The organism is Gluconobacter sp. (assembly GCF_047722525.1).
GTDB lineage: Bacteria > Pseudomonadota > Alphaproteobacteria > Acetobacterales > Acetobacteraceae > Gluconobacter.
This window is the reverse complement of record NZ_JBDNYY010000004.1, coordinates 143,074-155,673: the sequence shown is the minus strand read 5'-3', so window position 1 is coordinate 155,673 and position 12,600 is coordinate 143,074. Positions and strand designations below refer to the sequence as shown.

The 12,600-nt window shown below is 61.2% G+C and carries 11 protein-coding genes; 8 read left to right on the top strand and 3 right to left on the bottom strand.

Features of this window, described 5'->3' with window-relative positions; genetic code table 11:
* Positions 1-18 precede the first annotated feature (18 nt).
* Together ABF859_RS05640 and ABF859_RS05635 are read right to left on the bottom strand one after the other, a co-directional pair.
* On the bottom strand, positions 19-486 hold the full coding sequence (locus ABF859_RS05640) for a RidA family protein (protein ID WP_415526799.1): 468 nt from the start codon (positions 484-486) through the stop codon (positions 19-21).
* Between the two features lie 96 nt (positions 487-582).
* Positions 583-2,361, bottom strand: coding sequence for a chloride channel protein (locus ABF859_RS05635; RefSeq protein WP_415526895.1), 1,779 nt, complete (start codon positions 2,359-2,361; stop codon positions 583-585).
* A gap of 167 nt (positions 2,362-2,528) precedes the next feature.
* Here ABF859_RS05635 and ABF859_RS05630 point away from each other — a divergent pair, with 167 nt between their 5' ends.
* From ABF859_RS05630 to ABF859_RS05620, 3 genes are all read left to right on the top strand, one after another.
* Positions 2,529-3,296, top strand: coding sequence for an alpha/beta fold hydrolase (locus ABF859_RS05630; RefSeq protein WP_415526798.1), 768 nt, complete (start codon positions 2,529-2,531; stop codon positions 3,294-3,296).
* Positions 3,297-3,563: 267 nt separating this feature from the next.
* Complete coding sequence (locus ABF859_RS05625; protein WP_415526797.1) at positions 3,564-4,247, top strand: hypothetical protein; 684 nt, start codon at positions 3,564-3,566, stop codon at positions 4,245-4,247.
* Between the two features lie 197 nt (positions 4,248-4,444).
* A complete protein-coding gene (locus ABF859_RS05620) occupies positions 4,445-6,820 on the top strand; it encodes a putative bifunctional diguanylate cyclase/phosphodiesterase (RefSeq protein WP_415526796.1) in 2,376 nt (791 codons plus the stop codon).
* Positions 6,821-6,835: 15 nt separating this feature from the next.
* Here the strand turns inward: ABF859_RS05620 and ABF859_RS05615 are convergent, their stop codons facing one another.
* A complete protein-coding gene (locus ABF859_RS05615; RefSeq protein ID WP_415526795.1) occupies positions 6,836-7,483 on the bottom strand; it encodes a DNA-3-methyladenine glycosylase family protein in 648 nt (215 codons plus the stop codon).
* A gap of 237 nt (positions 7,484-7,720) precedes the next feature.
* On the opposite strand from ABF859_RS05615, the gene ABF859_RS05610 reads away from it, so the two are divergent.
* The 5 genes from ABF859_RS05610 to ABF859_RS05590 all read left to right on the top strand — a co-directional run bounded on the left by ABF859_RS05610 (position 7,721) and on the right by ABF859_RS05590 (position 12,596).
* Positions 7,721-8,839, top strand: a complete 1,119-nt coding sequence (locus ABF859_RS05610; protein WP_415526794.1) for a TonB family protein — start codon at positions 7,721-7,723, stop codon at positions 8,837-8,839.
* 77 nt (positions 8,840-8,916) lie between these two features.
* Positions 8,917-9,852: a hypothetical protein gene (locus ABF859_RS05605; RefSeq protein ID WP_415526793.1), complete on the top strand. Its 936-nt coding sequence runs from the start codon at positions 8,917-8,919 to the stop codon at positions 9,850-9,852.
* 100 nt (positions 9,853-9,952) lie between these two features.
* Complete coding sequence (locus tag ABF859_RS05600) at positions 9,953-10,843, top strand: hypothetical protein (RefSeq protein WP_415526792.1); 891 nt, start codon at positions 9,953-9,955, stop codon at positions 10,841-10,843.
* Between the two features lie 150 nt (positions 10,844-10,993).
* The gene (locus tag ABF859_RS05595; protein ID WP_062510885.1) at positions 10,994-11,926 is read left to right on the top strand and encodes a ribose-phosphate pyrophosphokinase; all 933 of its coding nucleotides are present in this window, start codon (positions 10,994-10,996) and stop codon (positions 11,924-11,926) included.
* Positions 11,927-11,978: 52 nt separating this feature from the next.
* The gene (locus ABF859_RS05590; RefSeq protein ID WP_415526791.1) at positions 11,979-12,596 is read left to right on the top strand and encodes a histidine phosphatase family protein; all 618 of its coding nucleotides are present in this window, start codon (positions 11,979-11,981) and stop codon (positions 12,594-12,596) included.
* Positions 12,597-12,600: the final 4 nt, after the last annotated feature.

Below are 12,600 nucleotides of genomic sequence, written 5' to 3'. Positions count from 1 at the left end.
CTCTCCCATCCGGAGTGTTCAGGCGATTTCGAACAGGGCCTCGACCTCGACCGGGGCGTTCACGGGCAGACTCGGCACACCGATGGTGGAGCGGGCATGGCGGCCGGCATCACCAAAAACCTCGACAGCCAGATCGGACGCGCCGTTCATGACGGTGGCCTGATCGGTGAACTCGGGCGTGCAGGCGATGAAGCCGCCCAGACGGACAACGCGCGTGATGCGGGAAAGATCACCGTCCAGTGCCGCTTTGGCCTGGGCCAGCACATTGATCAGGCAGGCGCGGGCACAGGCCACACCAGCATGGACCGAAACCTCGTCCCCGAGCTTGCCGGTGATGAGCAGTTTGCCATCCACCAGCGGGAGCTGGCCGGACACGATGAGCTGGTTTCCGGTGCGGACGGTCGTGACGTAATTCGCAACTGGAGCGGCTGCGACCGGCAGGGTGATGTCGAGGTCGGCAAGGCGGGATTCGGGGGTCGCAGTCATGGCAGGTCTCCGGTTGGGGCGCCCGTGTGGGCATCTGATGGGGTCGTATGTTGAAACGGGAACGGCGTCCTGCCAAGGGCCAAGCCGGGAATGGCGTCAGGTGGGGAGACTCTCCTCACCTGCAAGGCTCCGGCGGCTACGTTCAAGTTCCTCGGCATAGCGGCGCAGGGCGTGCTGTTCGGTCAGGGTTCCGATCACCTGACGGGACTGCTGGTCCTCGACCACGACCAAGGCATCGGCCTCGGCCTTTTCGAACAGTTCGATCGCCTCACGGATGTTCATGAGCGGGGTGAGCATGGCGTTGCGGAACAGGGCCAGCGTCCCGACCGGCATCTGCGCGGCGGGCACGGCATGCAGGTCCGCCAGATGGACGATGCCATCATAATGCCCGTCGCTGTCGAGAAGAACGATCCGCTGGGCCGAGCCGAGCGGGAACAGGATCTGCGCGCGGTTGAGAGGCGTGTCCGCCGGAAGGGTGCGGACCTGCCCGCGCATCATGCGCCGGACATTCAGCGACCTCATCCAGCCGATATCAACGGCGGAGCGGATCGACTCGCCCCGAAGATGGAAGCGCCATGTTGCGAAACTGTAGCCGAACAGGCGACGCACGGTGAGCAGGGACAGAACCGCGGCCACCAGCGTAGCACCACTCATGGAAACGCTGCCGGTCAGTTCCAGCATCAGGCAGACCATGGTCATGGGAGAGCCGATGACGGCCACCGCCATGGCACTCATGCCGACCAGTGCACAGGCCGTGACGGAATCCGGTGCAACACCCAGCGGCTCCAGCAATGTGCCGTAGATCGTCCCCGCGAGTGAGCCAAGATAGAGCGAGGCGAAGAACAGGCCTCCGCGAAACCCGGACCCGATACACAGGCAGGACGCCAAAGCCTTCAGGAGCAGCAGGACAACGGCCATTTGCGCGGTGACGTTTCCGGCAAAGACGGCGCGCATGGCTTCATGACCTGCGGACAGGACGGACGGGTGCAGCGTCGCCAGCCCCCCCACGATCAGACCGCCAACCGCAGGCCGCAGCCAGACCGGTCCGGGCATACGTCGGAAAAGTGCCTCCGTCTGGGTGACGCAGAACATCAGGCCGATCGCCGTCAGGGCCGTCAGGACACTGATGATGACGGCCCCGGCCGTTCCTTCCCAGGACAGGGTTCCCGGAGACGGAATGACGATGCCCGGCGGAACACTCCCCAGCGAGCGCGTCACACCCACACCCGCCAGCGCAGCGACGGCCACAGGAGACAGGCTGCCCAGTGAATAAGACCCGATCACCAGTTCGAACGCATAGAACGCCCCGGCTACCGGTGCATCGAACGCGGCGCCGATCGCGGCCCCGGCTCCCGCCCCCACCAGCACGCGCAGATCCTCGCGGCGCACGCGGAAAGACCGGCCGATCCGGGAACCGAAAGCCGCGGCGATCTGGGTAAATCCGGCCTCAAGCCCGATGGAGCCGCCCACACCATTGGACAGGACCGTCTGGCAGACGATGACCAGACTGTCCCGCACGGACATGCGGCCGCCATGCAGCGCATTGGCCTCGATGGGGTCCACGGGGCTGCGGGGCATGATTTTCGCGATCATGACTCCGAAAAGTCCGATCACCAGTCCGCCCCCGGTCAGTACGGCAACCGTCCGCAGGGGCGGCAGCGCGCTCAGACCGGAAAGATGGCCTCCGGAGATGCCCGGAACCCCGAAAAGCAGCCGGTGCATGAAAAACGTCAGATGGGTCATGACGACGACGCACAGACCCGACAGAACCCCGACACATCCCGCCAGAACGCTCAGCCAGATCTCGTTTCCACGCACCAGGGTCCGCAGATTCGACGGGGCATGGGGAAACAGGCGCGCCTGAAAGCGGGTCATCCGCTGACGGAGACCATGGGAACTGTCCTGAAAACGACCGGGGCGGCCATCAGGAGAACCAGGAGGACGGGCGGGACTGGTGGACAAGTGATCTCCCGGGCGGCAGGTGTGATCCTGTTTGACGGCAAGCGCGTCGCCGATCAACAGCTGTCACGGGAGGATCACTGATGAAACTGCATGTCATCGAACGCGGCGAAGGCCCTGAGACGGTTGTCTTCCTGCACGGGCTGTTCGGACGGGCGCGGAACCTGGGGTTTCTCCAGCGTGGCGCGGCTGCGGATTTCCGGACGCTTGCGCTGGATCTGCGCAACCATGGACACAGCCCCCACGGCCCTGTCAGCTATGCCCTCATGGCGCAGGATGTCCTGGAAACCCTGGATGATCTGGGAATCGAGCGCTTTGCCGTCGTCGGCCATTCCATGGGCGGGAAGGTCGGTATGATGCTGGCCCTTGCCGCCCCCGAACGCGTCACGAAACTGCTGGTTGCGGATATCGCGCCCGCCCGGACGGGCCATGGACATGGCGAGATGATTGCCCGGCTGGCGGCCATCACGTTTCCGGCGACGCTGGAGCGTCGGGAGGGGCTGGATCTTCTGGAGCCCGTCGCCGGCAGCAGGCCCGTAGCCGAACTCCTGCTGCAGAACGTCAGGCTGGGCGAGTCTCCGGGATGGAGCATCGGTTTCGATAACCTCGCGCGTGACATCCAAGAGATCGAAAACTGGCCCAATCTGCAGATTGTCCCCTACGAAGGGCCCGTCCTTTTCCTTCGTGGCGGGGCGTCACCCTATGTCAGACCCGAGCATCACGATCAGATTCGGGCTCTTTTCCCCCATGCGCTGATCCGGTCCCTGCCGGGCGCCGGACACTGGCTTCACGCTGAACAACCCCGACCGTTTCTCAGGGAAATGATGGATTTTCTGCGCACTCCAGCCTGAGGCAGAACGTTACATAATCAAACCAGAATAGAGGATGGCAGTTTTGCGGGAGCCATATCATTACGATTAAGCAACATTACTAAAATCTAATATATTAATTTTTTACTATTTTAATAAAACTCAATTAAAATTAAAGTAAAAAAATTACTTTTCTGAAAAATTAACGACTACAACATCAATGCCGGAACGGCGCATGTAATAAACTTAATCAGGATTACGCGGATGTACGCTCTACTGTTCTCCGAGCCTTTGGTAAATCGTGCCGAAATGCGTGTCTTTACACGAGAGAAGATCTATTCTTCCGCCCTGGCCCGGGGCGCAGCCCATGGCGACAAAGAAACTATTCGGGCGATGATGATCGGCTGGTGGCCTTTTATTCAGGCATTTGAACGCGCTATTGACGTACGCGTCGGGCATCTGCCCATCAAACCGCTCGTCCAGCGCTTTGGACAGACGCGGATCAAGACCTTCTTTTCGGAAGCCCGTGAAGCTGTCCGGGAAATGAAGGAAGAGGAAGGTTCGCACGCGATCCTGTGGGCTGATGGCGCAAAGGAATTCGGCCTCGACCTGTTCGGAACCCACTACGATACGCTTCCGAGCGTGCAGAAGCTGATCGCCAATGCCGACAGCGAAGATCCTGTGATCTTCTTCTCCTGGCTGGCAGCCGTGGAATACATCGCCGAGGAACTGGCCGCCTATCTGTGTCACGCTCCGAAGTTCACCAGCCTGTTCGCCAAGAAGCACTGGACCTGGGGTCTCGCCCATGACGAACATGAGCATGACGGCCCGTCCCATCTGGAAATCGATGAAGATCTGGCGCGCGCCTACTACCCGTCCAACGATCCGGACATCACCCGCGCGGCGCTGACGGCCAATATGCGCGAATGCATTGAAATGTTTGAAAAAGCGAGCTTCGAGATTTACGCCACCACTCCCGAAATGGCGCATTAATGAAGCCTTAGGCTCTTATCGGCTATCTCCGTGCCCGGTGTGCCATAACCGACGCGCGGGGATGTTGCCCGCAACAGATTCGCGTGCTGCAAAGAAAAACTTCATAAATCCCTGTCATCGTGGCACCCTCCTCCTCTATTGGGAAGGTTCATGATGCTCCTGCCTGTCTCGTCGGATCCTGTTGTCGCCTTCTGGTCATGCGCGACACAATGACGGCCCTGCTGACCCCGCTGAAACAGATGCGGCTTGCACGGCTTTTCCCCTTTCGGACAGAGATTCCGGCGGGAGCAGAAGAAGAAATCCGTCTGTCACGCTGCCGGGTCCTGCGCGGCCTGAACTTCTTCCATTTCGTTCCGCAGATAAGTTGCGGCCCCATCGCCGGTCTCTGCCTGATGCGGAATTATCCGACCTACGGGATGATCCTGTGCGGGGCCGTCCTGTTCCTGCTTCTGGTCTACAACATCTGCTTCTATGCCATTCCGCCTGAAAAACTGGTCGATACCCCGCAATCGTGGATCCTCAGAGGCCTCAATTTCGCGTTTGCACTCTGCTGGATTACGCTTCCGCCCTTCGTATTCCCGTATGGAGATGCCAATGACCGGGTTCTGGTCGCCGGCATCATGGTTGGCCTGACGGCAACGACCATCACGCTGATGCCCCTGCCCGGCATGGGGGAAATCATTGCTTCCATGCTGATCATTTCCTGCTGCGATGCGCTTTTTCAGGCCTGGCAGATCGACCATGGATCATTCTATTTTTATATCGCCAGCGAACTGGCGATCTATCTGTTCTTTGTCCTGTCCCTGACCATGGCGGTCCGGGCCCTGTTCACGGCGTTTCTGGTCAGCCGGTATTCCCTGGAGCAGCGCAACAGCATCGTGCAGCTTCTGCTGCGCAATGCTGATGACGACACGGGAGACTGGCTGTGGGAAACCTGTGCATCGGGCACCCTGCACAACGTTTCGGCCAGCCTGGCCTCCGCCTTCGGCAACAGCCGGGAATGGCTGGAAAACCGGATCTTTTTTGACATCCTGTCCGAGCTGGCTGGCCCCTCGGCTTTCGACGGAGACGAACGGACCGGGCTCGGACGCCTGCGGCAGTGTCTCGATAACCGGATCTTCTTCCGTGACATCGTGGTGTCAGGAAGCCTGCACGGCCAGCAGCGCTTCTGGTCGCTGAGTGGTCGCCCCGTCTTTCAGGACCGGACCTTCATCGGATATCGTGGCGTCGGAACGGACGTGACCCAGACGCACTGGGCGCAGGAAAGCGCCTCTTTCCGGGCAAGGCACGATCTGCTGACCGGACTGCCGAACCGCGGCGCGTTCCTCGATGACATGGAAACCTATCTCATCGAGGCTGAACGCACGGGCGAAGCCTTCGCGCTGCTCAATCTCGATCTGGACGGCTTCAAGCAGATCAACGACCGGTACGGCCATTCCGCCGGTGACGAGATGCTCCGGAAAGTCACGGTTGTCCTGAGCCGGACCCTGAGCGAACGTCACCGTCTCTACCGGTTCGGTGGTGACGAGTTCATGCTGCTGGAACGTCAGACGACGCCTGCGCAGGCGTCCACCACCGCCACGGGGCTGATCAATGCACTGACGAATGTTCCCATCCGGATTGGCGAAGGGGTGCGGTGCGCGATCGGCCTCAGCGTGGGAATCGTTCTGTCCGTCGGTGGAGCGGAGCGCGTGGGAAGCCTGCTGGAGGCCAGCGATCTGGCGCTGTACGAGGCCAAGAGCCTCGGCGGCCACACCCATCGTTTCTACAATCCCGAACTGCGCACCGTCGCCAAGCGGAACCGGGACCTGATCCGCGCGCTTCCCGAGGCGCTCGAAGAGGGGGAGCTGGGGATTGTCTACCAGCCCTTCTTCAATACCCAGAGCCAGAAACTCTGTGGATTCGAGGCGCTGATCCGGTGGTCCCACCCCGAATATGGCCGCGTCCCTCCCGAGCGGATCATCCAGTTGGCGGAAGAGGCGGGACTGATCCACCGGCTGGGCGTCTATGTCATGGAGCGGGCGTGCCTGTTTGCCCGCGAATGGCAGCCGGGGCTGGTCCTCTCGATCAATGTTTCGGTCGGGCAGCTTGAGGCTCCCGCCTTCCTGAAAGATACGTTCCGCATCCTTGAAAAGACCGGCTTTCCGGCCCGCTGCCTGCAGATCGAAATGACGGAAAACATCTTCATGGAGCCGGATGCCGCGACTTTCACACTGCTGAGCCGCCTTCAGGATGCCGGGATTTCCATTGCTCTCGATGATTTCGGCAAGGGATTCTCGTCTCTGGGGTATCTTCGGTTCTTCCCGTTCTCGAAAATCAAGCTGGACGGACTTTTCGTGCGCGACATGCTGCGGGAATCCCGGGCCGCATCGATTGTCCGCGCCGTGGTCGACCTGTCCATTGATCTGGGTGTGGCCGTTACGGCGGAAGGCGTGGAAAGCGAGGAACAGCTCTCTTATCTCAAGCGTCTGGGCTGCACGGAGGTCCAGGGATATCTGCTGTCACGGCCTCTTTCTCCTGAGCATACCCGCCAGTTCATGACCACACCCCCGGTCATGCTGGCATCGTCCTGAGACAGGAACCGGGAATCAGGCGGTCAACGGATTGGGGGCCGTTTTCTTCCCCTCTTCCGCCACGCGCCAGCAATACCAGGCAAGCGTCGAACGACAGGGCGAGAAACATACTGTCGCCTCTTTCAGAGCCTTTGGTCTGGGCGGCAACTCCAGCCCTTTGATCCGGCGCCAGCCTTCCCGGACACCAAAATCATCAACCGGCATCACATCCGGGCGGTTGAGCGTGAACATCAGCAGCATCTCGACAGTCCAGCGCCCGATGCCCCTCAGGGGAAGCAGCCGCGCGATCAGGTCTTCATCCGTCATGGCTGCGGCTTCGGACCGGGTAGGCACAGTGCCGTCCAGACGCGCCTGTGCAACACCGCGCATGGCCAGAAGCTTGTTCCCAGAAAGACCGCAGGCGCGCAGACTTTCTTCGGAGAGCGCCAGAAGCCGCTCAGGGGCCGGCGGTGGCCCCTCCGTGCTTTCCCGCGCGCCCAGGAGACAGAGACGACCGAAAATCCTGCGCGCGGCCGCGCCGTGAAGCTGCTGCCCGGCGATGGCCCGCAGAAGGGCGTCATAGGGTTCCTGCCCATCATCCCCGCGCAGAGTACACGGGCCGATACGGGCGATGACCGCGGCAAGGTCGGGATCTGAGCCGAGGAGTGTGGCAGAATCAGCCATCAGGGACGGGCCTTTCGGGAAGTTAAGGTTAGGGTGACTCTTTGTGGCTTTCGTGGGTCGCTCATTACTGCCATGATATGCCAACACAGACGCCCACCCCCAGCCCCGGATAACCAGCCTGCCGGATGACAACCCCGACCGCCCTGGTGCAAAAGGTCTGGCGATGATGCGACGCCACCTTCTCTTTGCCGACCGGCTGTTTTCTGCCAGGTCTTTTCCAGACGGACTGTCCCGCATATGAGCGGAACGGCCGCTGCCACGTCAGGAAAGCCGCAGAAACGCGAGCCCCAGCTCTTCGCCCCCTCGGCGCGGACCGTTCCCGCACGCCCGCAGCATGCCCCTGTGGGCACCCGCGAACGCCTGAGAGACTATGTTCCGCCGTCAGTTCAGGTCCGCCCGGTCCTGACGCCGATGATGCGGCCGCAGACCATTGTCGAGAACGGTCCCACGGTTCCGTTCATTTTCTCGGCCGGGCTTCATGCGGCGATCCTGGCCTTTCTCCTGATGCAGCATCACGGCATGCACGGCTCGCCTGCCGGGCAGGAACAGCCGCAGGTCGAGATGGTCTTCGATACGCCGCCGTCGAAAAGCAGCATGCGTGGGCCCCGTGCGCACGAGGAAGGGGGCGCGCCGCCTCCCCCTTCGGCCCAGAGCCCGCAGGAGACACAGGAAAACCAGCAGCAGCCGGAGAAGGAGCAGTCCACCCCGACACCGGCCGTTCCGACGCCCGAGACGCCGTCCGCGCCGGACGTTCCGGAAGAGCCTTCGGCCGAACTGCCCAAGACCGCGCCCACGCCTGCGCCCGTCACGCCGGGCGCGGCACCCAGCCAGCGCAGCCACCAGACGTCGCCCCATGCCCACCGGTCCCAGCGTTCCGTCCGATCCGACCGGAACAACCCGTTCGCGCATCCGATGGATCTGTCGTTCGGCGAGCAGCCCTCGCCCTATCGGCGTCATCGTGGCCGCGCATCCGGCTCAGGTGGCCCAATCGACATGTCCCTCGGGCCGCTCAGCCTGAACGGCGCCATCAACGCACCCTATCAGACGCGCACCAGCGTCAAGGGCGTCAGCGAGGATTACGGCGGGGAGATCGACCGCTGGATCCGCTCCCACATGTATTACCCCGAAGAAGCCGCCCGCGCAGGCGAGGATGGTCCGTCTTCGGTGCATGTGGTGCTGGACCGTTCGGGTCATGTGAAATCGGTCCGGCTGATGAGCCAGTCCGGGTCTTATTCGCTGGATGCTGCGACGACCGGCATGTTCCAGGGCGCGCATCTGCCACCGGTTCCGCCGGACATGAAGGGTGACCATTTCGATATCGACGTGACGATCAATTACATCCTGATCCGCAGGTAAACGCAGGGGGTGGCTTCGACATCGGAGCCGCAATCCCATAAAGTCCATCGGGTCACTGTCCTGTTACCGGAACGCCGATGCGCCGCCTCTGTTCACCCCTGCTGCCTCTTTGCTTCCCCCTTGTTCTGGGAGGATGCTTCAGTCTCTCGCGGCCTTTCGCCGATCCCGGGCAGCAGGCCAGATACCTGACGGCGGCCAATCTTCCGCCCGCCCGGCTCGCCGTGCCCACCCCTGCGGATTCCCTGCTGTCGGACGACGCCGCAGCGCTCTGGGCACATGACATGGCACAGGCGATGGTTGGCCAGTCCGTTCCCGCCATCGCCCAGCCCCGCAAAAAGGGGGACTGGTGGCTGAAAATGAGCGCGGCTACCCGTAACGGCACGGTGGTGCCCCATTACGTCATCATGACTCCGGAAGGGAAAGTCCGGGCGGAAACGGATGGCCCCGCAGTGGACATGGCGGGATGGAGCGCGGGTGACAGGCTGGCGCTTCAGGGAGCCGCCGTTCAGGAGGCGCCCCAACTGGCCAACCTCCTGACGGGCATTCAGGCCAATATGATGCAGCAGGACCCGCACAGCCTGATGAACCGGCCTGCGCAGATCTGCTTCAAGGGCGTCACCGGTGCACCCGGGGACGGAAATGTCGCGCTCGCCCGCGCTTTTTATGCGTCTCTTGCCGACAAGACCAACACGGTGACAACCACCGAAAAAGGAGCGGATTTCATTGTCCGCGGAACAGTCGCCCTCAAAACCGGCGCTGCGGGCAATACCGGCCATCCCGTGGATCATATCGAGATCGTCTGGCATGTCCTCAGCCCCGACGGCAAGGAAGCGGGGGCGGCCACCCAGTTGCATGACATCGCGCCTCATTCACTGGATGGCGCGTGGGGCGACACCGCCGACATGGCTGCGGAAGAGGCGGCGCAGGGGGTACGGACCATCATCACCAATTATTCAGGCCGTGAGCACAAACCCCTGCCTGATGCCAAGGCAGCTTCCGGAAAAGCGGCCTGATAAATCAGGGACACACGAGAGGCCTCATTATGTAACTCAATGTATCTTTCGGTAACTTTATTTGTTACTGGATTCCGGCCTTTTCCATCCGGAGTCTCTGATGCGTCTTTCGTTCCGTCCGCTGCTGTCCAGTCTGGCCCTCTGCGCAGGTCTTGTCCCCACTGTCTCCGCTTTTGCAGACCCGGCCCCCGTGATCGCCGTGAACCGTGAAATCGGCCTTTCGATGACAGGCACGTTCCGCAACAGCGTGACTGATCACAGCTCCCACGGGACGGACAGTGGTGGTTCCGGGCGCTACGCTTATACCGAGCAATACGCAGAGGCGTCGCGCTACCGTACCATCGGCTGGACACCCGGCTTTCAGGCTGACGCCTCCGTCATGTTCAATGCCTTCGGGATCGATAACCTGTACGGCGCCCTGCATTTCTCGCTTGAAGACGGACAGCGAAACTACAAGTCACAGTTTCGCAGTTACTCCAGTATTCGCGCTCCGTACGGATTTTCAGCCGGTGGAAACGACAGCTCCAATGGCACGGACAATCGCGGAGAGATCGGCAAGGGTTTCCTTCTGCTCTCCGACACCTTTCTCCTGACGCCGTTCATTCAGGGCGGCTACATCACGAGCGGCAGTGATGGCGATTTCGGATATGGATACGGGCGCTATTTCGCGGGTGCGGGCCTGAAGGCCGACTACGCCCTGACGTCCCGTCTCGTCCTTCGGGGACGCTTCGGATGGGCCGAAGTCCTCAATGCCGGCCTTTCATACAACCACCAGCCCCGCCCGCTCTGGGAAGGGGGACTGGGCCTGGATTACCGCATGACCCGGCGGCTTCACCTGACGGCAGGTGGCGATTATTCCTATATTTCCTACGGTCGTGACCGGAATTCGAGATCTGGCATGGGCTGGGAATCGACCTATTCCTCCTCGGATGTCTCCAGCGGCCTGTCCAACGGACTGAAACTGCATGCCGGGCTCGCCTGGCAGTTCTAAGACGGTTACACCGTGCGTCCGGTCGACACGTCATGCAGACACTGACCGACTGGTCCGCACAAAGAATGAGACAGGACGGATGACAGGGGGACGTTGCGCTGTTAGAAGGCCAGCAACTTCCCTGTCGGACACCGGACGAGGCCGTTTTTCATGAAGATCGTAGCCTGCAACAGTAACCTGCCGCTGGCCCGTGCGGTCGCCCATGAACTGCGGATGCCCCTGTGCAAAACCGTGGTGAAACGCTTTGCCGATGGCGAGGTGTTTGTCGAGATCCAGGAAAACGTCCGCGGTGAGGATGTCTTTGTCGTGCAGAGCACCTGCATGCCGACGAACGACCATCTCATGGAACTGCTGGTCATGCTGGATGCGCTGCGCCGCGGGTCTGCACGCCGCGTCACGGCCGTCATGCCGTATTTCGGCTATGCCCGGCAGGACCGCAAATCCGGCCCACGTACCCCGATCAGCGCCAAGCTGGTGGCAAACCTGCTGACCGAAGCCGGTGCGAACCGCATCCTGACGATGGATCTGCATGCCATGCAGATCCAGGGTTTCTTCGACATCCCAACCGACAACCTTTATGCCGCGCCGCTCTTCGTGCGCGACCTCAAGACCCGCCTGCCGGACCGTGAACTCATCATCGTCTCGCCGGATGTCGGTGGCGTGGTCCGTGCCCGTCAGCTCGCGCAGCGCCTGAACGTGGACCTCGCGATCATCGACAAGCGCCGCGAACGCGCCGGTGTGTCGGAAGTCATGAACGTCATCGGTGACGTGGCGGGCCGCTATTGCGTGCTGGTGGACGACATCATCGACAGTGGCGGATCGCTGTGCAACGCAGCCAACGCCCTCATGGCCCGTGGCGCAGAAGGCGTCGAGGCCTATGTCACTCACGGCGTTCTGACTGGCAATGCCTGCCAGCGCGTGAAAGACAGTCCCCTGAACATGCTGACACTGACTGACAGTATTCCGGCGACCGAAGCCCTCCTCGAGACCCCGAATATCCGTCAGATCACCACAGCCAACCTGCTCGCCCGGGCCATGAGCGCCGTCGCCGATGAAAGCTCAGTCTCTTCCCTGTTTGACTGATTTTTCACGGGTGGCCCGTTTCACGGTCTGGCCCTCCTGAACGGACTTGTCCATGTCGCAGATCATCCTCAAGCCTTACTGGTATCTTCGGCATGGTGAAACCAACTGGAACCGCCAAGGGCTGGCCCAGGGTCGGACAGACATTCAACTCAATGAAACGGGCAAGCAACAGGCAATACAAGCTGGCGAAACACTTGCTGCGCTTTTCAGGAACGGCCAGAAACCTTTTGAGCGCATCATCTCCTCTCCCCTGACCCGCGCGCTCGACACCGCAAAAACCGTCCAAAGAATAATTCTGGATTCCTGTGGGCTTCGCATGCCTCTGCATGTGGACAATAATCTACAAGAAGTCTGCTTTGGGGTTCAGGAAGGAACCCCCATGGGCGACTGGTATAAACCATGGATTGAGGACGGTTTCATTCCCGAAGCGGCAGAAAGCTTCAGGGCACTAACAGAAAGAGCCAGCTCTGCTGTCAATCAGGCTCTGACAGATCCCGATGTTCCCCTGATCGTTGCACATGGTGCCCTGTTCAGAGGTTTGCGATCTGCGATGAATCTTCCTGTCGATATCCGTCTTCCCAATGCTGTTCCGGTAACCCTGAAACCTGCCGAAACGGGGTGGAAGATGAATATGCTAACTCTGGCAGCAACACATGCTGACAAGGTTTAGTCCG